The organism is Leptolyngbya sp. AS-A5 (genome assembly GCF_039962495.1).
Lineage (GTDB): Bacteria > Cyanobacteriota > Cyanobacteriia > Leptolyngbyales > Leptolyngbyaceae > Leptolyngbya.
Window position 1 is genome coordinate 428268 of the sequence record NZ_JAMPLL010000002.1, and the last position, 21192, is coordinate 449459.

The 21192-nt window shown below is 50.0% G+C and carries 18 protein-coding genes; 6 read left to right on the plus strand and 12 right to left on the minus strand.

Features of this window, described 5'->3' with window-relative positions; genetic code table 11:
- Positions 1-11: 11 nt before the first annotated feature.
- The 4 genes from ligA to NC980_RS04410 all read left to right on the plus strand — a co-directional run bounded on the left by ligA (position 12) and on the right by NC980_RS04410 (position 4777).
- The gene (gene ligA / locus NC980_RS04395; protein WP_190379900.1) at positions 12-2030 is read left to right on the plus strand and encodes an NAD-dependent DNA ligase LigA; all 2019 of its coding nucleotides are present in this window, start codon (positions 12-14) and stop codon (positions 2028-2030) included.
- A 45-nt stretch (positions 2031-2075) separates the two neighbouring features.
- A complete protein-coding gene (locus tag NC980_RS04400; RefSeq protein ID WP_190379901.1) occupies positions 2076-2621 on the plus strand; it encodes a TM2 domain-containing protein in 546 nt (181 codons plus the stop codon).
- 185 nt (positions 2622-2806) lie between these two features.
- On the plus strand, positions 2807-3886 hold the full coding sequence (gene fba / locus NC980_RS04405; protein WP_190379902.1) for a class II fructose-bisphosphate aldolase: 1080 nt from the start codon (positions 2807-2809) through the stop codon (positions 3884-3886).
- Between the two features lie 258 nt (positions 3887-4144).
- Complete coding sequence (locus NC980_RS04410) at positions 4145-4777, plus strand: lytic transglycosylase domain-containing protein (protein ID WP_190379903.1); 633 nt, start codon at positions 4145-4147, stop codon at positions 4775-4777.
- A 233-nt stretch (positions 4778-5010) separates the two neighbouring features.
- Here the strand turns inward: NC980_RS04410 and NC980_RS04415 are convergent, their stop codons facing one another.
- From NC980_RS04415 to fbp, 7 genes are all read right to left on the minus strand, one after another.
- Positions 5011-5925 (minus strand): TIGR04168 family protein, encoded by a 915-nt coding sequence (locus NC980_RS04415; protein WP_190379904.1) that lies wholly within the window; start codon positions 5923-5925, stop codon positions 5011-5013.
- A gap of 70 nt (positions 5926-5995) precedes the next feature.
- Positions 5996-6838, minus strand: coding sequence for a hypothetical protein (locus NC980_RS04420; protein ID WP_190379905.1), 843 nt, complete (start codon positions 6836-6838; stop codon positions 5996-5998).
- Positions 6839-6855: 17 nt separating this feature from the next.
- A complete protein-coding gene (locus NC980_RS04425) occupies positions 6856-8217 on the minus strand; it encodes a cobyrinate a,c-diamide synthase (RefSeq protein ID WP_190379906.1) in 1362 nt (453 codons plus the stop codon).
- A gap of 139 nt (positions 8218-8356) precedes the next feature.
- Positions 8357-9712, minus strand: a complete 1356-nt coding sequence (gene opcA / locus NC980_RS04430; RefSeq protein WP_190379907.1) for a glucose-6-phosphate dehydrogenase assembly protein OpcA — start codon at positions 9710-9712, stop codon at positions 8357-8359.
- A gap of 83 nt (positions 9713-9795) precedes the next feature.
- Positions 9796-11325, minus strand: coding sequence for a glucose-6-phosphate dehydrogenase (gene zwf / locus NC980_RS04435; RefSeq protein ID WP_190379908.1), 1530 nt, complete (start codon positions 11323-11325; stop codon positions 9796-9798).
- Between the two features lie 131 nt (positions 11326-11456).
- Positions 11457-12599, minus strand: a complete 1143-nt coding sequence (gene tal, locus NC980_RS04440) for a transaldolase (RefSeq protein WP_190379909.1) — start codon at positions 12597-12599, stop codon at positions 11457-11459.
- A 41-nt stretch (positions 12600-12640) separates the two neighbouring features.
- Entirely contained in the window at positions 12641-13693 is a 1053-nt protein-coding gene (fbp, locus tag NC980_RS04445) for a class 1 fructose-bisphosphatase (RefSeq protein WP_190379910.1), read from the minus strand.
- A gap of 316 nt (positions 13694-14009) precedes the next feature.
- On the opposite strand from fbp, the gene NC980_RS04450 reads away from it, so the two are divergent.
- Positions 14010-14729 (plus strand): Rpn family recombination-promoting nuclease/putative transposase, encoded by a 720-nt coding sequence (locus tag NC980_RS04450; protein WP_347273442.1) that lies wholly within the window; start codon positions 14010-14012, stop codon positions 14727-14729.
- Here the strand turns inward: NC980_RS04450 and NC980_RS04455 are convergent.
- The 3 genes from NC980_RS04455 to NC980_RS04465 form a co-directional block, all read right to left on the minus strand.
- Positions 14720-15616 carry an alpha/beta fold hydrolase gene (locus NC980_RS04455; protein WP_190379911.1) on the minus strand — a complete coding sequence of 299 codons (897 nt, stop codon included), beginning with the start codon at positions 15614-15616 and terminating at the stop codon, positions 14720-14722. The genes NC980_RS04450 and NC980_RS04455 overlap by 10 nt on opposite strands.
- A 39-nt stretch (positions 15617-15655) precedes the next feature.
- Positions 15656-17125, minus strand: coding sequence for a glycolate oxidase subunit GlcD (gene glcD / locus NC980_RS04460; protein WP_190379978.1), 1470 nt, complete (start codon positions 17123-17125; stop codon positions 15656-15658).
- An 89-nt stretch (positions 17126-17214) separates the two neighbouring features.
- Complete coding sequence (locus NC980_RS04465; RefSeq protein ID WP_190379979.1) at positions 17215-18051, minus strand: prephenate/arogenate dehydrogenase; 837 nt, start codon at positions 18049-18051, stop codon at positions 17215-17217.
- Positions 18052-18143: 92 nt separating this feature from the next.
- Here NC980_RS04465 and NC980_RS04470 point away from each other — a divergent pair, with 92 nt between their 5' ends.
- The gene (locus NC980_RS04470; protein ID WP_190379912.1) at positions 18144-19631 is read left to right on the plus strand and encodes a pentapeptide repeat-containing protein; all 1488 of its coding nucleotides are present in this window, start codon (positions 18144-18146) and stop codon (positions 19629-19631) included.
- Between the two features lie 39 nt (positions 19632-19670).
- Here the strand turns inward: NC980_RS04470 and NC980_RS04475 are convergent, their stop codons facing one another.
- Positions 19671-20054, minus strand: coding sequence for an alr0857 family protein (locus tag NC980_RS04475; protein ID WP_190379913.1), 384 nt, complete (start codon positions 20052-20054; stop codon positions 19671-19673).
- Positions 20055-20483: 429 nt separating this feature from the next.
- A complete protein-coding gene (locus NC980_RS04480) occupies positions 20484-21065 on the minus strand; it encodes a pseudouridine synthase (RefSeq protein ID WP_190379914.1) in 582 nt (193 codons plus the stop codon).
- Positions 21066-21192: the final 127 nt, after the last annotated feature.

The following is a 21192-nucleotide window of genomic DNA, read 5'->3' on the forward strand; positions in this document are numbered from 1 at the left end:
GATATAGAGTAATGGATTCAGTCGCACGTCTCACTCCGGAGATTCAACAGCGCGTACAAGAACTCAAACGTCTGTTACAGAAAGCAAGTTACGAATATTACGTGCTGGACGCGCCGACGATCGACGATGCGGTTTACGATCAGCTTTATCGCGAACTTCAAACCCTTGAGACACAGTACCCAGAATTAATTTCACCGGACAGTCCGACTCAGCGTGTGGGTGAACGTCCTGCCAGTCAATTTACTTCGGTCAAGCACAATATCTCACTCTATAGTTTAGAGAACGCTTTCGGAAATGCAGACTTAGCCAGCTGGGAACAGCGATGGCGCAAAGTTGCGCCAGAGGTCAGCGAGTTTGATTATATTTGTGAACTGAAAATCGATGGAAATGCGATCGCGCTCACTTACGAAAAGGGTGTTCTAGTGCGGGGCGCAACTCGCGGTGATGGCGTTACAGGCGAGGAAATTACCCAAAATGTGAAAGCCATCCGATCGATTCCCCTTCGCCTCAATCTAGAAAATCCACCTGAGATTGTAGAAGTCCGGGGTGAAGCGTTTCTCTCGCTTGATACCTTTGAGCAAATTAACCGCGATCGCGAAAAAGCCGGAGAATCTCTGTTTGCAAATCCCCGAAATGCAACGGCGGGAACGTTACGCCAGCTAGATTCTCGCATTGTGGCTCAGCGTCAACTTGATTTTTTTGCCTACACGCTGCATTTTCCTGGTGAATTAAAAACGCAGGCAGAAGCATTAGAAACCCTCAAACAAATGGGATTTCGCGTGAATCCAGAGCGATCGCTCTGTGCCAACTTACAGGAAGTGCATGAGTATTGCGATCGCTGGGCAATCGATCGCACCAAACTACGTTACATGACTGATGGCGTTGTGATTAAGATTAACTCCCTCGCGCTACAAGAAAGATTAGGATTTACGCAAAAATTTCCACGCTGGGCGATCGCGCTCAAGTACCCTGCTGAAGAAGCTCCAACGATTTTAGAAAACATCAGCGTCAATGTGGGACGCACCGGAGCGATTACACCTGTTGCAGAACTTCGTCCGGTACAGTTAGCTGGAACGACTGTATCACGGGCGACTTTGCATAATCGCGATCGAATTGCCGAACTCGATTGCCGAATTGGTGATACTGTTATCATTCGCAAAGCAGGTGAAATCATTCCTGAAGTGCTGCGCGTTCTTACAGAGTTACGACCCCCTAAAGCGCAACCGTATCAAATGCCCTCGCATTGCCCAGAGTGTGGCGAACCTGTGGTTAAACCTGAAGATGAAGCGGTAACTCGATGTATTAACGCTTCCTGTCCAGCAATTTTACGCGGAGCGATCACGCATTGGGTCAGTCGTGATGCTTTAGATATTAACGGTGTCGGTGAGAAACTGGTTGCACAATTGGTTGATAGTAATGTTGTTCATTCAGTTGCAGATTTATATGGTTTGACGATCGAAAAACTGCTCACCCTGGAGCGCATGGGCAAAAAGTCGGCTGAGAAAATTGTCGCAGCGATCCAGCACTCAAAATCTCAACCTTGGTCGCGGGTTCTCTACGGCTTGGGCATTCGGCATATCGGCAGCGTCAACGCTCAAACACTCACCGGAACCTTTCCGAAAGTTGAGCTACTCGCGCAAGCCACACCAGAACAGATTGAAGCCGTACCTGGATTTGGATCTGAAATTGCTCAATCGGTGTACCAGTGGTTTCAGAATCATGGAAATCAGGAATTGATCGATCGCTTACGTCAAGCGGGCGTTCAACTCGAAGGCGAAGCGGCTCCGGTGGTGCAAGACACAGCGATCGCAGGCAAAGTCTTCGCGATCACTGGAACATTACCGACGCTCAAACGCGATCAGGCAAAGGCGCTGATTCAGCAAGCAGGCGGTAAAGTTAGCGATTCTGTCAGTAAGAAAACAGATTATGTCGTGGCGGGTGAAGAAGCAGGCTCAAAGCTCGAAAAAGCTCAGGCATTAGGAATCACAATTCTCTCGGAAGCGGAGTTAGTGGCGCTGATTCAAGCTTAGTGATTCGTTATGATAGCGGTATCCAAATCGGTCGATCGATGCGTTATGAACAAGGTAGGTGTAGCTTACGTTCTCTGGCTGGGCGGTTTATTCGGCTTATCTGGGCTACATCGTTTGTACAATGGTGAGAAAAAAACGGGCTTGCTCTGGTTGGGAACCTTTGGACTGTTTGGCTTTGGGCAATTGTTGGATCTGATTTTGATTCCAAAAATGGTTCAGGTACATAACGAGCGATTAAGTGAAAAATACAAGCCCCTGTTAGAGCAAAACCCGGGCACGTATCCGTGTGCCAAAGGCAATGCGCTAACCGTTGGGCAAATCACGCTCCGACCCTCAAAATTTACAGGGGTCAAATCCCCGAAACTGATTGATTCAACGCCGCCGATTTCTCAACAACAGGCCACGATCGCGCTTCTCAAGGCGGCAGAAGCAAGAGGCGGAACGCTTTCAGTGACCCAAGGAGTAATGGCAACGGGGCTGGGTTTCAAGCAAGTTGAAACGCTGCTATCAGAGATGCTGAAGAGTGGATATGTCGAGATCGGCAACGACCCAGAAACGGGGACTGTGCTGTACGAATTTCGAGAGCTTTAGAGGGATTTTCAGCCTCCGCTTTTTATCTTATGAGTCTCCATAGATTCAATCAGGATAATTAATAGCTATTTTTACCTAACAAAATTCCAAATTTGACAGCAATCCGGGCGAAAATTGCCTTAAGATTATCGTAACAATTAAGTTTGTGAACATAGAACTTGCTGAGATAACCAGGAGAACTTGATATGGCGCTTGTCCCGATGCGGCTATTGCTGGATCACGCGGCTGAAAACGGTTACGGCATCCCTGCATTTAACGTCAACAACATGGAGCAAATCCAGTCGATCATGCTGGCTGCCCACGAAACCAATAGCCCAGTCATTCTGCAAGCTTCCCGTGGCGCTCGAAACTATGCAGGCGAAAATTTCCTTCGCCACTTGATCTTGGCAGCGGCGGAAACCTATCCTCATATTCCGATCGCGATGCACCAAGACCACGGTAACGAGCCTGCAACCTGCTATTCAGCAATGAAGAACGGCTTCACCAGCGTCATGATGGACGGTTCACTCGAAGCGGATGCGAAAACTCCCGCCAGCTACGAGTACAACGTCGCAGTCACCGCAGAAGTTGTGAAAGTGGCTCACGCGATCGGAGCTTCGGTCGAAGGTGAACTGGGCTGTCTTGGATCGCTCGAAACCGGAAAAGGCGAAGCAGAAGACGGTCACGGATTTGAAGGTGAATTGGATCACTCGATGCTGCTCACCGATCCCGATGAAGCGGTTGATTTCGTTGAGCGGACTCAAGTGGATGCGTTGGCAGTTGCGATCGGAACCAGCCACGGTGCATACAAGTTCACCCGCAAACCGACCGGAGAAATCCTCGCAATCAGCCGCATCGAAGAAATCCACCGCCGCTTGCCGAACACCCACTTGGTGATGCACGGTTCTTCTTCGGTTCCTGAAGACCTGATCGCAATCATCAACCAATACGGCGGTACGATTCCTGAAACCTACGGTGTTCCGGTTGAAGAAATTCAAAAGGGCATCAAGTCAGGTGTGCGTAAGATCAACATCGACACCGATAACCGTTTGGCGATCACTGCAGCCGTGCGTGAAGCGCTGATGCAGAACTCGAAAGAATTTGATCCGCGCCACTTCTTGAAGCCGTCGATCAAGTACATGCAGAAGGTTTGTGCCGATCGCTATAACCAGTTTGGTGCAGCAGGTCAAGCAAGCTCGATCAAGCAAGACTCGATGGAGATCTTCGCTGTGAAGTACAAGAAAGGCGAACTGAACGCTGTGACCAAAACCGCAGCAGCAGTCTAAGCTAGAAGCTTGAATAAAAAAACTGGGTAGTTTCACCGCTACCCAGTTTTTTTATTCAGTTTTTTTAAGTGCATTTGCTGAAGCCTATTAAGTAACAGTTTTATCGATAAATTATTATAATTTCGCTCCTTGAAATAAACAGGAATGTATTAGCAGAGCTCAGATTTATTAAGCTAAGTCGATTAGATATTTATATCGCATTAAGTAAATGCAATGAACGAAGGTACACTCTTCAAAGTTCGTTTCATCATTACTTGAATGACTTTTAATTTGCAAGCGAAAGGGATTTTCGCCCGGTTTCATTTGTCTAAAATTACAAGCGCGATCGTCCTTACGATTGGGATTCCGATTTGCGCTGCTACTGTAGCTCCAGGAAGAACATTTGCGATTCCGGAAACTGCTGCAATTTTTCAGACCCAAAGTGATATCGCCCCTGAAGTTATCCTGATTCGGCAAGCCATTATTGGTCAGGAAAGTGGCGCGAATTTTAGGGCGGTTAATCCACATTCTGGTGCATTGGGCTATGCACAAATCATGCCGGAAAACTTGCCGAGATGGTCAAAAGAAGCCCTTGGATATGTAGTTTCAAGAAAAGAGTTTTTAGCGCGTCCTGATTTGCAAATCGCGATCGTCGATTACAAATTAAACCAATATTGGCAGAGATCATTTGCAGCAAGTAACGGAAATGTTGCGGTTGCAATTCAGCGAGTCGCGGCATGGTGGTACAGCGGCAGACCAGAGAAATACACTTCAACGACTACACAGTTTTATAACGGACACCGCTATCCCAGTATTGCGTCATATAGTCGAGCCGTTTTAATGCGCTATCAAGCGATTTGGGACGCGCAGAATGCAACGCGGAACGCAGCAGCGCAAAATTTCGGCGGTTAATCGCGCTGCAAAATCTTGTACCCAATCAATTTTTTAATGCTACAGATCCTTCGCCCCCTAAATCCCCCATTCTGGGGAACTTTGAGAATCCAATTCTTCTTTTGCTTGAAGTCCCTCACTCGTGGGGGATTTAGGGGGCTTGCAAGATCTGTAGCGATTAAAGATCAATCTGGCATTAGAGGATGTTTGTGATTCACCGCAGACCCGGGCGTGAATTAAATCATGCTTCTCAATTACGCGATCGCTTTGGCGGCATCTTTTGATCGATATAAAATCTCTTCTTGGACAACTTCAAAACTCTGGTTCAACCAAACTAGCGATGCTTCTATGACGCTGCTGTCTTGTAAGGTGACGATCGAGAAGTTTCGCAGGCGATCGCCGTCTTGCTCAATAATTCTTGGAACCCTAGCAGCATTGAGATGAACCGTTCCAGCAGCATCCACGTGAATCGGGCGGCGTAGCTCGGTTTTGGTGTGTCTCAGCGAATGGTGCATATGCCCAAACACCGCTAGCGGCACCAATTTTCCGCGATCGCGGGTTTGAACGATCGCTTCTGCGAAATCAGGATCACCATGATCACCGCCGATCGGCTGCCAATCTCGACCGCAGGGATCTTCGGGGCGATCTCCCAAACCTTTCGCGCCGTTGTGACCGATGAAAAGGATCGTGTCGGTTTCAGTTTGATCAACTGCATCAAGGATACGATCGACCGACTGATCAAAGCTCTCAACTCCGTAGCGTTCCCGATAGAATCTCTCATTTTTCCAGCCAGAGCCACCCCAGCTAAACGGGCGGCTCCCGACCACGCTGAGATTCAACTGCGGAAAATCAAGCTTGCCATACCCAACGTGCGCTTCACCCAGTAGATCTAATTGTTGCTGCACCCGATCCTCTTTTTTGCGATCGTAAGGGCATTTACTAATTCCCCAGTCGGTTGCTGTGTACCAAGCATCATGATTTCCCATAATGGCGGCTTTGGGAATCTGCATTTCGGCGATCAACTTGACAATATTGACTGATTCATTACCAAAGTCGCCCACGAACAATGCCAGATCAACGCCGAGGGATTTAAGCGCTGCTTCATCTTCAGCTTCCCATCGGTCGTGAACATCACCGATCGCAGCTAATTTGATTGTCTGGTTCGCCACCTTCCGTTCTCCCTTGTTTTCTCTGTTTCTAGAATAGGCGGGGTAGGTAAATTTGGCATAGATCTAAGGATCAGCCTTCGTCCTTTACCCAGGTAGATTTCCAGGCGAGCTGGGCTTGAGCGATCGACTGTTCGCGGCGTTTCTTCTGGTAGTCCCGCGCCATTCCTTGGAGTTGCTGCTTGAGATCGCGCAGTTTGTTGCGCCAGGATGAAACGGCTGGGTCATTAAATTCGAGTTCTGAAACCCGCAGATTGACGGCAACAACGTGCATTAGGGCGGTAATGACGGGCTGTGAAGTTTCCGCGTCCTCGGTTTTTTCACTGGCGTTGACGAGAACGTTAAGCAGGTTGGCTGCGTTGGAGTCGCTGCCTTCTGCTTTTGCTGCGGCATCCAGGACGGCTTGTGGGAGGCGCTTGGGTAGGATTTCAGCGTCTTGGAGTAGGCGATTGGCGGCGCTGGAGGCAGTTTTTAGGGTTTTATTAATCGATCGCTCTAGCTGTTCTTGCCAGATGGTAAGGGCTTCGAGTGGCGTGAGCGAAGATTCGCTGGGCAAGTCGTAGTCCGTTTCGGACAAGAGGGCTTCGAGTTCATCAGGGAGATCTTCGGATTCGGGTTCAAGGGTGATTTGGGCGATCGGGATGAGCAGATCGTTGAGGTCGGTTATGGTTTGACGCGCTAGGGCTTGCAGGTTTTCCTGGAGCTGCTGCCGCTGATTGAGGGAAAGCGATAAGAAGCGGGTGGGATAGTTTTCGGTGCAAATCCGATAGCACGACAGGATGATTTGCTGCCTGACGGTTTGCCCAAGCTGCTTGAGATAGCCGCGATAGGTTTCGGTGAAGGTGTCGCCCATTGCCTCGATCTTTTGGTCGAGGGCGGCAAGCTGTTGTGTAATTTGTTCGATCGATCCAGCCATGTTTAATGTTTTAATCCCTATTCTTTTTTAGGATAGCGATCGCGGTTGAATTTAGCGCAGTGTTGCACAAAGCGTTTGGGAATTTCTGGAGTTGCGCCCCAGTGTAAATGCAGGTAGGAGGCGTGTAAGTTGGACGATCGCCAGCCGTCGAATTGCTCGGTTTCGGTGAATTGGAATAGGGGGTGGGGAGGTGGAGAGGTGGGGGTGGAGCGATGAAATTCGTGTCCGTGAACGATCGTATTTTGAGCGACGATCGGTGTGTCTTCCAGCGTCATGGCGCGACGATAACCGAGTGTCAGACGCGATCGCATGACTGTTGTTGTGGGAATTGCTCCAACCATTGGAAAAGTATCGCCGGAGAAATCCACAATATTTTCACTCAGATACATTAATCCACCACATTCTGCATACGTAGGCATTTCCGATTGAATTGCAGTTTGGATGGCTTTGCGTGTCGCTTGATTTTCACTTAGCGTTGCGGCAAACATTTCAGGAAAGCCGCCACCGAAATACAAACCGTCGATGTCTTCGGGGAAATCGTCGTTTAGAGGACTCCATTCAATCAAGCTTGCACCGGATTGTTTGAGAAGTTCTAGATTGTCTTCGTAATAGAAATTAAAAGCGGCATCACGGGCGATCGCGATTCGATACGTTTGGCTACGTTTGGGTTGATCGCTGCCCCCTAAATTCTCCACTTGTGGGGGACTTTGAACGGAAGTTAGGGGCATTAATGCTGCCCAATCGAAACAGGTTTCGCCGAGGTGAGCTAAGCGATCGATGAGTTCATTTAATCCGGGTAGCTCGTCGGTCGGGACTAAACCGAGATGGCGATCAGGAATTTCTATCGCATTCTGTCGCCTTAATACTCCTAAAATCGGAATTTCTAACGGTTCTAGAGCAGATTTGAGCAATTCTAAATGTCGATCGCTGCCGACTCGATTCAGTACGACCCCTGCGAATTTCAAGCGGGGATCGAGTGAGCGATATCCATGCACGATCGCGGCAACTGAATACGACAAACGGCTACAATCGACCACCAGTAAAATCGGTAAATCGAGCAGTCGAGCAATGTGAGCGGTACTGGCAAAATCTTTTTGTCCGGCTGCACCGTCGAATAGTCCCATTACGCCTTCAACGATCGCGCAATTTCCCGCCTTTTGGGAAAAACACTGCTGCACATACACTTCCGAAGTCAGCCTCGGATCAAGGTTGTAACAAGCCTGACCGGTGACATGGCGATGAAACATCGGATCAATATAATCAGGCCCGACCTTAAACGATCGTACCTGCAAATTTCGCCGTTTCAGAGCCGCTAACAGCGCTAACGTGACTGTGGTTTTCCCGGCTCCGCTCCGTTCCCCTGCAATTACAAACGTCATACTTTAGAGCAAAACACTATATTGATGTCAGTTGTTCGCTTCGATCATAAGTTCGAGTTGCCCCCAAATCCCCCACTCAGGGGGATTTGGGGGACACGATAACTCAAAACGCAGTGAAACCGATCGCACTGACACCAACCTACAGCTTAATGATTTTTGCTGTTACTGCCATGCTTTCTTCGTACAGCACATCCTGACCGACTCGGTGAAGCTGCTCACTCAAGAGCGTTTCTGCCTTTTGATCATTCAGTGGTGTCACCTGATTGATTCGACAAGACTGTGCGCCGCCGCTCGCTTCCATTCGCATACAGCCCGTTGTGCCAGAACACAAGACCGTACAGCAATCCACATTCGGATTCGTCGAAGACAGCTTCAGGCTCACCATATCGCCCTTGACTTCTCCGAGCGCAGCCGTCGGAATTCCGGCTAATTCCGCCTCAATCTTGCGACCGTTTGAAGCCGTAAAATATACCCGTTGTAAATCGTAGATATCTCCTTCGTGTTCACGAGAATTCGGCTCCCAGCCGAGCCGACCCGCCAACCAGCCGAGATACATCAGCGCTTGTGCCGGATTGCCCTTCTCGTAGTCGATCACCACGCGATCGACTTCCCAAATTGCCTCGCGTCGTCCAGGTGCATCGAACGTCTCTGCCGCAAGTTCTTGCCAAGCGGCTAACCGTCGCCAGTTCAAGTCGATCACAGAAACACCATCGTCAATCAGCGCGGACAGCTTCAGCAGGTCGCCCTCGGTATCCGCAGTAAATCGGCTCGAATCGAAAATGACTTGGCTCGAGAACTTTGCCAACCGTTGAAACAACGCTTGGTCAAGATTGGGCGTACCCTTCCACCAGATAATTCTGGGCAATTCACTAATCAACAGCGACGAAGTGAGATTGCCTACTCGCTCAAGCGCAGATTCCGTTCCCCGGAGCATGATGTATTCGCAGCACACCAGCGTTCCGTGATTTGATTTATTAATCGGACAGTACGCCGAGACCTGAGCCGAAACGCCTTCATCTTCGCCTGCAATCGGAAACAGCGAAATAATGCGGCAAGGATTCTGGCTGGCAACTACATCAGCAATTCCACTTCCAGCAGCATCAGATACATAGCGGGGTGCGTTGCTATCTCCGATCGGTTCACCCTTACGTTTAGCCAGATCTTCACGCAGCTTTGTCAGCAGTCCGGGGCTGGACTTGCCATCGATCGGTAGGCCGTAAGCCGCTTGAGCCGCATGAAGTGCGGCTTCGGTGCGAGGGCCATCAATACCATCGACAGGCCCGGTATAAAAGCCCATCATCGCAAGCAATTGCTGGGTTTCTTCTGGCTCATAAACCACCAGGGTAAATGATGTCGCACGAGTCGCGACCATGGATGAGCCGTCGCCTGTCGCGCTGTAGGACTGCCAGATCTGATTGAGTTCCTGCTCGATGTCGTTCAGTGAGACATCTTTTGGGGCTTGGAGGGAAACGAGCGGGGCGGTTTTAGTAGCCATAAGAGAGTAGGGGTTTAGATTTTAGGGGTTAAATTTTGGCTTTTAGCGTTTGCATCACATCGCTGATCTAAAATCCAAAATGGCTAGAGTCTGCGCCAACGGCGACCATCGCGGTTAATCAGTTGCTCGGCTTCGGCGGGTTCCCAGGTTCCTGCTTCGTACTGCGGGATCAAGCTGGGATCAGTGGGAGCTTCCCAAGCGGTGAGCGCGGGAGTCACTACGCGCCAAGCAGCTTCTACTTCGTCAGAGCGAGTAAACAGCGTTTGGTCGCCCATCATGCAGTCGAGTAAGAGGCGATCGTAGGCTTCTCCCCCAGTCACACCGAACGAACTGCCGTAGCTGAAATCCATCTCGACCGATCGGGTTCTCAAATCTGCTCCCGGCATTTTGACTTCAAACCGCATTCCGATGCCTTCGTTCGGTTGAATTCGCATGACGAGAACATTGGCGTTCGCTTGTTTTGCCGCCGACTGGAAGATCAAAAACGGCACATCGCGGAATTGAATGGCAATCTCGCTCACTTTTTTCGGCAATCGCTTTCCGGTTCGCAGATAGAAGGGCACACCCTGCCAGCGCCAGTTATCCACTAAAAACTTCATTGCCACATAAGTTGGCGTGGTGGAGTTCCGATCGACTCCGGGTTCTTGCCGATAGCCGGGAACCTCCTTGCCTTTCATCCAGCCTTCAGAGTATTGCCCGCGAATGGCCGAATTTTCTAGGCGATTAGTATCTGCCAGTCGAGTTGCCTGAATTACCTTCACCTTCTCAGTCCGAATACTATCGGCATCGAGTGAGTTCGGGGGTTCCATTGCGGTGAGACAGAACAGTTGCATCAAATGGTTTTGCACCATGTCGCGCAATGCTCCAGAAGATTCGTAGTACCCCGCCCGATCTTCGACACCGACGGTTTCAGCCACCGTAATTTGAACGTGATCAATGAATTGGCGATTCCATAGGGGTTCAAAGATGGCGTTGCCAAATCGGAACACCAATAAGTTTTGAACCGTTTCTTTTCCTAAGTAGTGGTCAATCCGATAAACCTGATTTTCCTGACAGACTTTGTTGACCACGCGGTTGAGGTTCTGAGCCGAGCTGAGATCGCGACCAAAGGGTTTCTCGATCACAAGCCGCGTCTTTTGGGCATCTTTCAGCATTCCTGCATCGCCCAACTGCCGAATCGCTTCGGGAAAGAACTTGGGCGCAACAGACAGATAGAAAACGCGATTGCCTCTGGTGCCGCGTATATTATCAATTTCTTCTAGTCGCTGTTTCAGCTTTTGATAGCTTTCCGCATTGTCAATGTCTCCAGGACAGTAGAACAATCCTTGGGCGAAATCTTGCCACAGCGCCTCAGAGCCGACTCCATCAGAGAATTCTTCGACTCCTTCGCGCATTTGCTCCCGAAAATAATCGTCACTCCATTCGCGACGGGCAACCCCGACGATCGTTAATTCAGGCGGTAGTCTGCGCTCTCGCTTGAGGTGATACAGCGCGGGAACGAGCTTGCGTTTGGTTAAGTCACCGGACGCACCAAAAAACACAATGATATTCGGTTCGGGCATCCGCTGCTGTTGGAGTCCAACACGGAGCGGGTTTTGTAGGAGAGTGACCATAGTGAAGGGGTGGAGAGTAGCCTGTGTGGTGGTGTGCCCTCATCCCCCAACCCCTTCTCCTCGTGGGAGAAGGGGAGCCGGACTCTTGCTCCCTCTCCCCGTGGGAGAGGGCTGGGGTGAGAACAGAGTTTCTAGACTTTAGCGAGCCGATCAACCTTTTCTTGCATTGAACTCATCAGCGAGTTGAACGGCTGGACGAATTTATCAATGCCGTCTTCGAGCAGGTCGCTCATGACTTGATCCAAGTTGATATCAATGTCCGGATCTTTCAAGCTTTCAATCAAGTTGTAGGCTTCTTCGACTCTGGTATCAATTCGGGGAGCTACATCACAATGATCAGCACAAGCTTCGATCGTGTTCGGCGGCAAGGTATTCACCGTCTCGGCTCCAATCAGTTCATCGACATACATCACGTCGCTGTAATCGGGGTTCTTGGTGCTGGTGCTTGCCCAGAGCAGTCGCTGTACGTTTGCGCCTTTTTCTTTCAGGGCTAACCAACGGGGATCAGCCACGATCTTCTTGTATTCTTGGTAGGCGACTTTGGCGTTTGCGATCGCCACCTTGCCTTTAACTGCAGCCAGTTTGGCTTCTTCTTGCAACATATCTGCGCCCTTAGCTAGTTTCGCATCGATCATTTCATCGATCTTGCTATCGATGCGGCTGAGGAAGAAGCTGGCAACTGACGCAAGCTTGCTGATGTCTTCACCTTTTTCGACTCGTTTCTCTAGTCCACGAATGTAAGCCCATGCAGTGTTGATATAGCTTTGAACTGAGAACAGCAAAGTAACGTTAACGTTGATGCCTTCTGAGATCACTTGTTCAACGGCGGGTAAACCTGCTGAAGTTCCCGGAATCTTGATCATCACGTTCGGACGACCAATTTCTGTGTAGTAGCGCCGAGCTTCGCTGATTGTTTTCTCAGTGTCGTTTGCGATGTTGGGCGGAACTTCGATACTGACATAGCCATCCAGTCCACCCGACTCTTCGTAGATTCCAGCAAAGATGTTACACGCATTGCGAATATCCTCGAAAATCAGCGACTCATAGATGTCAAGCAGTGGCTTGCCAGCGCTGATGCCTGCCTCAATGTCCGCATCGTAAATCTTGTTGCCGTTAATTGCTTTTTCAAAGATTGCAGGATTGGAAGTAATGCCGCGCAAGCCTCGATCGTCGATCATGCGCTTGAGTTCGCCCGACTGAATCAGATCGCGGGTCAAGTTGTCCATCCAAATGCTTTGACCGTAATCTTTGATTTCTAAGAGATGGTTTGTCATTGGGAATCTGCTCCTATTTAAGGTGTGTGGTGAACTACGCTTTACAAAACGGCTTTTTCTCGAATGCGCTCTTTTACAAATGATTCAACCAGCGCAACATCATTTTTACTGCCAATAATCAACGGCACTCTGGCATGAAGTCGATCGGGCACAAAATCAAGAATGTCTTGAGTTCCAGTGCTAGCCCGTCCACCTGCCTGCTCAACCAAAAAGGCTAAAGGTGAGGCTTCGTACAGCAGCCGCAGCTTACCGTCCGGCTGCTTTCCAGTGCCGGGATAAAGGAATACACCGCCTTGATAGAGAATGCGATGAAAGTCCCCGATCAATGCGCCACCGTAGCGGGCGGTATAACCTTCATGCCGATGCACATAGCGAATAAAATCGCGATACGACTCTTCCCACTGCCAGAAGTTCCCTTCGTTCACACTGTAGATCGGCCCGTGATCAGGAATGCGAATGTTTTCGTCTGCCAGAATGAACTCGCCTAAGCTGGGATCAAGCACGAATGAGTGAACCCCATTGCCGATCGAATACACTAGCATCGTACTCGGCCCGTACAGAATGTAGCCTGCAGCAAGCTGATTGCGTCCACTCTGCAACAAGTCCTGCGCTTGCCCGTCGGTGTCCTCGCCTTCTTGCTGCCGAATCGCAAAGATTGATCCCACGTTGATGTTGATATCGACATTCGAGGAACCATCGATCGGGTCATACAGCAAGGTGTAGCGCCCGATCGGGCAGTTTTCTGGAATGTAGTAAGGCTGCTCCATTTCTTCAGAAGCGAGACGGCAGACTAAACCGCTTTGCTTGAATACAGAGATAAATACCTCGTTGGCATAAACATCCATCCGTTTAACGGATTCGCCTTGCACATTGGTATTGCCCGTAAAGCCTAGAACCCCTTCCATCAGTCCAGCTCGACTGAGGCGACGCGCAATCAGCTTTCCAGCAAGCGCAATGCGCGTCATGATGGCGCTGAGATCTTGTGCCTCGGCTGAAAAACTGTGGAGTTGTTCTAGCACATGACGCGAGAGAGTCGTGCAGTCTCGATCGAGCAGAGTGTCGCGATCAGTAAGCTGCGGATAAGCATCGACCATTCGAGTTTCCTCCCCTGAGATTCAGGGTTTTCACATTCACACTCTCTGTAGCGTAGTCAAGACAAGAGAGTGCTTACTTCTATCTTAAGAAGGCATTTCTTAACCGTGGAGTTCTTTAAGACCAACTACAGAAAGTCTCGATTCACTCGTAGCCAAAGCTACAAATTGGAAGCCGCTTGCTGGGATTGATTGAGATAGCCCTTATCGCTAATCTAGCAAGCCGCGAATCCTCTTCGATAACTGGTTCACTCAGGTAAAGTATGTACGACAATATCTGCAAGTTTCTAGCTGAAACCTTTTCCAGCGATTTTGCCTCGTGCTTTTGGGAGAAGCGATCGAGCTAACCGAACTCAGTCCATCGGAGCTATCGCTCGAACCGATTCGCGTCGATAGCTTAATTTTGCTGCAATCTGAAGCAACTGTGCTGCATCTCGAATTTCAAACCGAACCCAGCGCAACGATTCCCTTCAGAATGCTCGATTATCGCGTTCGGCTCTACCGCCGATTTCCGAGTAAAACGGTGCGTCAATTTGTGATTTATCTTCAGCCCACGACTTCAGAACTGGTGCAACAGTCAAGCTTTGTCCTAGAGGAAACTCGGCATAATTTTGGTGTGATTCGGCTTTGGGAGCAACCGACAGATCTTTTCTTGCAGTCTCCTGGACTTTTACCGTTTGCAACGCTGAGTCAAACGAGCGATCGTACTCAAGCGCTTCAGCAAGTCGCCCAAGTGATCGAGCGCATACCAAACAAAGAAACGCAGCAAAATGTCGCTGCCTCCGCATTTATCCTAGCTGGATTACTATTAGATAAAAGTATCGTTCAACGACTTCTACGGCAGGACATTATGAAAGAATCTGTCACTTACCAAGCACTGATGGAAGAAGGAAGAGAACAAGGAAGAGAACAAGCGCAAAGAGAGGTCGCGATCGCAATGCTACAAGAAGGCATGGCGATCGAGGCGATTGCTCGGATTACAAAGCTCTCGATCGAGCAAATCCAAGCAATCCAATCGGCTGACAGTTCTCAAGCTTGAATGACCTGATCAACCACCCAATCTTGAATCAATTGGTTGACGTGATCGGGAATTTCATCATGTGGACAATGCCCTGCATCCAGGTAGTATTCCGTTAGTTGCGGATGATAGCTGCGGAACTTTGCACCCCGCTCTCGGGCATTAATCCACGGATCGCCTTCGCCCCAGAGCATTAAGAGCGGTCGAGTTAATTGATGCAGCAATACATCAACCTTTTCACCTTGGGGAGTGCGGAACACCGAGGCAAACACCTTTTCCGCTCCGGTATCAAAGGCAGGGCGCTGAATCTCTTCGATTAAGCGATCGGTAACTGCGCTCTGATCCAGATACACCTTTTGCAGCGTGTTCCGAATCACCGACTTCTGCCGCACATACTGAAACAGCAGCCAGCTCGCCCAATCTTGATGAAACAGCGTCATCACAAAGCTACCCATCACCTGACGAATCGGATCAGGTTTGGTGGTGCCTTGAATATCCGTAAACGGGCCAGCACTGTTAATCAGAATTAACCCGGCTGCGGATTCGGGACGTTGAGAGGCAACCGTGAGCGCGACGTATCCACCGAGTGAATTTCCGGCAAGCACCGCAGGCGCGCCGATCACCTCATTCATAAATTCGTGAATCTGATCGCGCCACAGCTCACCGCTATAGCGCCAATCTGGTTTTGACGATCGCCCAAAGCCCAATAGATCGATCGCCCAAACCTCAAACTCGGAACTTAAACCAATCACATTCTTGCGCCAGTGATCGGTAGAAGCTCCAAACCCGTGAATCAACAATAACGGGGGGCGATTTTTCCGCTCCCCCATTCGCACATAGTAAACTGGCTCATTCCGCCAGTTCCAATACTGTCCCGGAACCGACTCGATCGAAGAAGCGACCTGCATGACACAATCCGCAATACATCATGTATTCAATTGTAAAACCTAAAAGCGATCGACGTTTTCAAAGGTCTTTTGTCCATACGCTTTCGCTGCTTCTCCGCAAGTCCGGGGAGTCGGAAATAACTTCGTCGGATTGGCGATGCCTTTCGGGTCAAAGGCTTGTCTCACCCATTGCATCGTTTCCAAATCCGCAGGCGTAAACATTTCCGGCATATAGCAGCGTTTATCGGCTCCGATACCGTGTTCGCCAGAAATGCTGCCCCCAACTTTGACACAGAGCTTGAGAATTTCGCCGCCTAACTCTTCGACTTGCTCTAATGCACCGGGAATTGCATTATCGTACAGAATCAACGGATGTAAGTTGCCGTCTCCTGCGTGGAAAACATTCGCCACTTTGTAGCCATGCTTTGTGCCTAATGCTTCAATCTCACTCAGCACATATTCCAACTTCGTTCTGGGAATGACTCCATCTTGCACATAGTAATCAGGACTCATTTTGCCCATTGCGGCGAATGCTGCCTTACGACCTTTCCAGATGGTGAGACGTTCATCGGCTGCGGTGGCAACTGTAACGTTACGCGCCCCATTTTGCTTGCAGATTTCTGCGACTCGCTGACAGTTGACTTCGGCTTCGACCTCCAATCCATCGACTTCGACTAGCAAAATTGCAGTCGCATCGCGCGGATAACAGCCGGTCGCAACTACATCCTCGACCGCATTAATGCTCATGTTGTCCATCATTTCCATCCCACCGGGAATGATGCCTGCACTGATAATGTCGGAAACGGTTGCACCTGCAGCTTCTACACTGGTAAAGTCTGCCAACAGAACGCGAATCGATTCTGGCGTTTTGAGAATTTTGAGCGTGACTTCGGTGGCAATGCCGAGCGTTCCTTCCGAACCGACAAACACACCCGTTAAGTCATATCCCGGCATTTCAGGAATTTCACCGCCCAGATCGACGATCGATCCATCGGGTGTGACAATTTTCACGCCCAATACGTGATTCGTCGTTACACCGTATTTGAGGCAATGCACCCCGCCCGAATTTTCAGCGACGTTCCCGCCGATCGAGCAAATGATCTGACTCGATGGATCAGGCGCATAGTAGAATCCCGCGCCGCTTACCGTCTGCGTCACCCAGCTATTAATCACGCCAGGCTGAACGACGACGCGCTGATTTTCCAAATCGACCTTGAGAATCTTCCGCATCAGCGACGTGACAATCAAAACGCAGTTCTCGATCGGTAAAGCACCCCCCGATAATCCCGTGCCCGACCCCCGCGCCACAAACGGCACCGAAGCGCGATCGCACACTTTCACCACCGCCGCCACTTCTTCAGTCGTGCGCGGCAGAACGACGATCGCCGGACGTTCTCGATAGCTAGTCAAGCCGTCGCACTCATAAACCAACAATTCTTCGCGTTTCCGCACGACTCCAGACTTTCCAACAATGGCTTCAAAGTCGCGTGCGATCGCTTGCCAATTGGGTTGAGTGCTTACCGCCGTCATGATCCTGCCCATACAACGTCACCCTTAACCTACCAAAAATAAGCCCCTGCGTACCGGATGGCAGTATTTGTAATCTTGTAGATTGAGCATTACAAAAAATCCGATCGCCCTGCCTGAGTTCGGCTGAAGACTGCTTTAAGCTCTGTCCAGCGCTCCTGTTCAATCAGATCAATGATGTTATCGAGATGCTTACAGTAGGACAACAGCGATCGCAGCACCTCTGGCTTGTTGTACTGCGCCATCATTAGCCCCAATTCAGGATTACCGCCCCCGACGCGGCTAGTATCTCGAAATCCAGAACTTGCTAATGCTTCAGCCAGCTTTAACACCCTTGAATCTGGCTCATCTAAACAGGTCGCAATTAAACTTGCACTCACCATCACAGGCAAATGAGAAATCGCAGCGACGGCGCGATCGTGATCTTCAGGTTCGCAATGAAACAATTTCACCTGTAGCGGACGCAACAACAATTCAACTCGTGCGATCGCGGCTTCGGGTGTTGTGTTAGTCGGGGTTAGAACGTAGGGATTTCCGACAAGCAATCCATGCACTGCCGCTTCAATTCCGCTATCTGCTGTGCCTGCCATCGGATGCCCGCCGACAAAATTGCTCCATAACGGTGCGATCTCGTTCACGATCGCAGCCTTCACCGAACCCACATCGGTTAGAACGGTGCTGGGTGTGAGATGTGGAATTAATTGCTGCACGGTCGGAACAATCTGAGCGATCGGCGTACAAATAAAAATCACATCAGTATCAGATAGCAGCGACACATCCGTTTCCGCCGTATCGACTGCGCCCCGCGCCACCGCAATCTCACAGGTTCTCGGTCTTCGACTCACACCCAGAACCGTATGTCCCTGCGATCGCAAATCCAGTCCCAGCGATCCACCAATCAATCCCAGTCCCACGATTCCAATCTGCATCATCTCTTCCTTAACGCTTTACTCTGACCTACATCTGGGTACGTTAACGCTAAAGCCACCCGAATTTCTAGGATAAGGATCAAAACAAGCTCATGAAGGTCGAGGAACTGCTGGAAAAATACGCTGATAATATCCGGGAATTTTCGGAGCTAAATCTGAGTGGGGTGCATCTTCCAGGCGTGAATTTAAGTCGAGCGACCCTGCGGAATGCCAACTTCAAAGCGGCAAAGCTCACAAGCGCAGATTTTAGCTACTCGATTTGCCAGAAGGCTAAATTTCATGGTGCAAATCTTATCCTGGCAGACTTCCGGCATACTGACCTTGAGCAAGCCGACCTCAGCAAAGCAGAACTGACCCGCACCGATTTTAGCGCTGCAAATTTACAAGGAGCCGATTTGAGCTGCGCGGATCTGCGGGATGCCAAACTTCGCGGCGCAAATCTCAATCGAGCCAACCTGAATCGATCGGATGTGCGGTACGCCAAGCTGATTTCTGCCAATTTACACTCGGCAAATCTCAGCAGTTGTGACCTGAGCAGTGCAGATTTGTCTGGAACCGATTTGCGTCAGGCAGAACTGCGACAGGCGACCCTCAATCGGGCAAATTTGCAAGGTGCGAACTTGCAAGGGGCAAATTTACGCTGGGCAGACTTGAGCGGGGCGGATTTGCGCTGGGCAGATTTGAGTGGGGCAAAATTGAGCGGCGCGAATCTGACGGGAGCCAATCTCAGTCATGCCACACTGCTAGATGCTACCTTAGTTCACGTCGATCTATCCCGATCGAACCTTGCCTTCGCTGACTGGACAGGTGCAGATTTCAGCGGCTCAAATCTCACAGGCGCAAAGCTTCACGCCGTTGTTCCGTATGGCATTAAAACCACTGGAGCCACTTGTCACTGGATCGATTTGAGTCAAAACGGAGATCAAAGCCAAATCTACCGCTTTATTAGCCAAGATCCGAGCGAGTATTTTCATGAAACGCCGCCGATCGTCGAGGTGGTGATCGACGATCGCCTCAGCCCGGATGCTCATTGTGCGTTAGCTGTGGCTTATCAGCAATTCGCTCGACGAGGTAACGCGATCGTGCCGCCGCAGATCCAAACCCACAAACAAAGAACGGTGCTAAGATTTCAACTCGATCGCGACCAAGACCTGTTTTGGACTGCGTTTATCGCTATTTTGCCGTTTGCCGATGCGAACTTGACGCAGCAAGCATTAACAACGCTGGTGCGATCGATTCCCATGCAAGCCGTAAGCCAGACCCCAGAAAGCTTACAGATGTTTCAGACGCTTGTAACCACGCTAAGTCAGTCGATTCAGAAAGTGGACACCGCAAAACTTTTACGGGCAATTCCGATCGCGATTCAGAAAATCCGATTTTTTCGCGCTCCGACGCGATCGACGTTATTCAACTCAGCCAATCGCTCTATCTTGCTGTATGACAATCCACAGTTTGGTAAACGGCGAATTAAATATTCTGAAGCGGAGGCAGAGTTCGCATTTCTGGCTCAGCCCGCGACCTTTGTACCGCCAACGCAGACTGAGGCGATCGACTTTCTGCAAGGATTTCACATTCGGTAGGCGTGCAGGATTCGAGAATCTCCAAATCCTGCACGCCGATTACACTAGCGGAGATGCTTGCAGTTGAGTGGCCTGCCACAGCTTGTAGACAAAGAACTCGGTACGATCGCTCAACGCCGTAACAAACATTCCGGCGTGTGCTTCCACTGTCGTTGCAATCCAGCTTCCTTCGACGCTAACTTCGACAAACTGATCATCGACAGGCACGATCGACACTGGCACCTGCTCTAACCGCACCAGCCTTTCTAACTCTGCAAACCCAGGAGCCGCGATCGACAGTAAAAATGCAGCTCGGCTTGGCTCGATATGTAGCGTTTGTCCGGTTCGCAGCGCCAGAACGATTCGCTGGGAAACCAGTGCTTCTAAGGAAATCGTGACGCGCTCTAAGTGCAGTCCAGATTCGGTGTAGATGAGCTTTAACATCCGTTTGCTCCATTGAAATTGGCGAAAAATTAACCCCCGTCTCAGTGGTTTGAGCGGGGGTTATCAGAACTTTGTATCCTGATGTGCTGCCTCAGATTGGTGTTAGACGGAAACACCACCCGCTTTTTGTGTTGAATAGATTAAATTTTTGTTCTTCGCTGCCGTGAAGGTCGAATGGACGAACACCTGCTGGTGTAGCGAAGCTAACGAAGTGAATCGCCTGCACACTCACTCTGAACCATACCGTTATCATCCATAGCCGCGCCAATACCGCACACCCTTGTCTGGGCGAGTCGGACGGTTTGAAATGGCATGACGAGATGGAACGAGTCATAGTCCTAAGTAAAAATCTGTGTTTCCATACTACAAGTGTAATATCAAATTGTCTACACCTTTTAGAAGAAAAATTTGAGCAAGTTTTTGAGCAAGTTAATGGGTGCGGAGTAACCTCAGTTCATCAGGGGTTAAGTCGCGCCATTGTCCAGGAGATAAATTGGTGAGGCGGAGTTGGGCGATCGCAACTCGGATCAGTCTGAGCGTGGGAAATCCCACGGCTGCGGTCATGCGTCGAACTTGACGATTTTTTCCTTCGGTTAGCGTGATTTCGAGCCAAGCGGTTGGAATGTTTTTGCGAAATCGAATGGGTGGATCGCGGGGGGGTAGATCGGGTTCATCGAGACGATCGACGATCGCCGGACGAGTGCGATAGTTCTGAATCGTCACGCCTTGACGCAGTTGAGCGATCGCCCGCTCTGTGGGAATGTTTTCAACCTGTACCCAGTAGGTTTTGGTGTGGTGAAATTTTGGATCGCTGAGACGATGCTGGAGTTGTCCATTGTTTGTTAACAGCATCAAGCCTTCGCTATCTTGATCGAGCCGCCCGACTGGATAAACATTTGGAACCGGAATAAAGTCTTTGAGTGTCAGGCGGGGTTCTGAAGGAGGCGAATCGTCTGTAAACTGGCTCAGGACGTTGTACGGTTTGTAGAACAGGAGATAGCGATCGGGCATATCGCCTAAGAGAATTCGGTGCTGTACGATTTTACTATAGTGATCCTAAATCAGTTGTGGAGTGGGGAGTTGTTCCCTTTTTATCCCCTACTTCCTAATTCTTTCAGCGTCCACAACTTAAACAGGA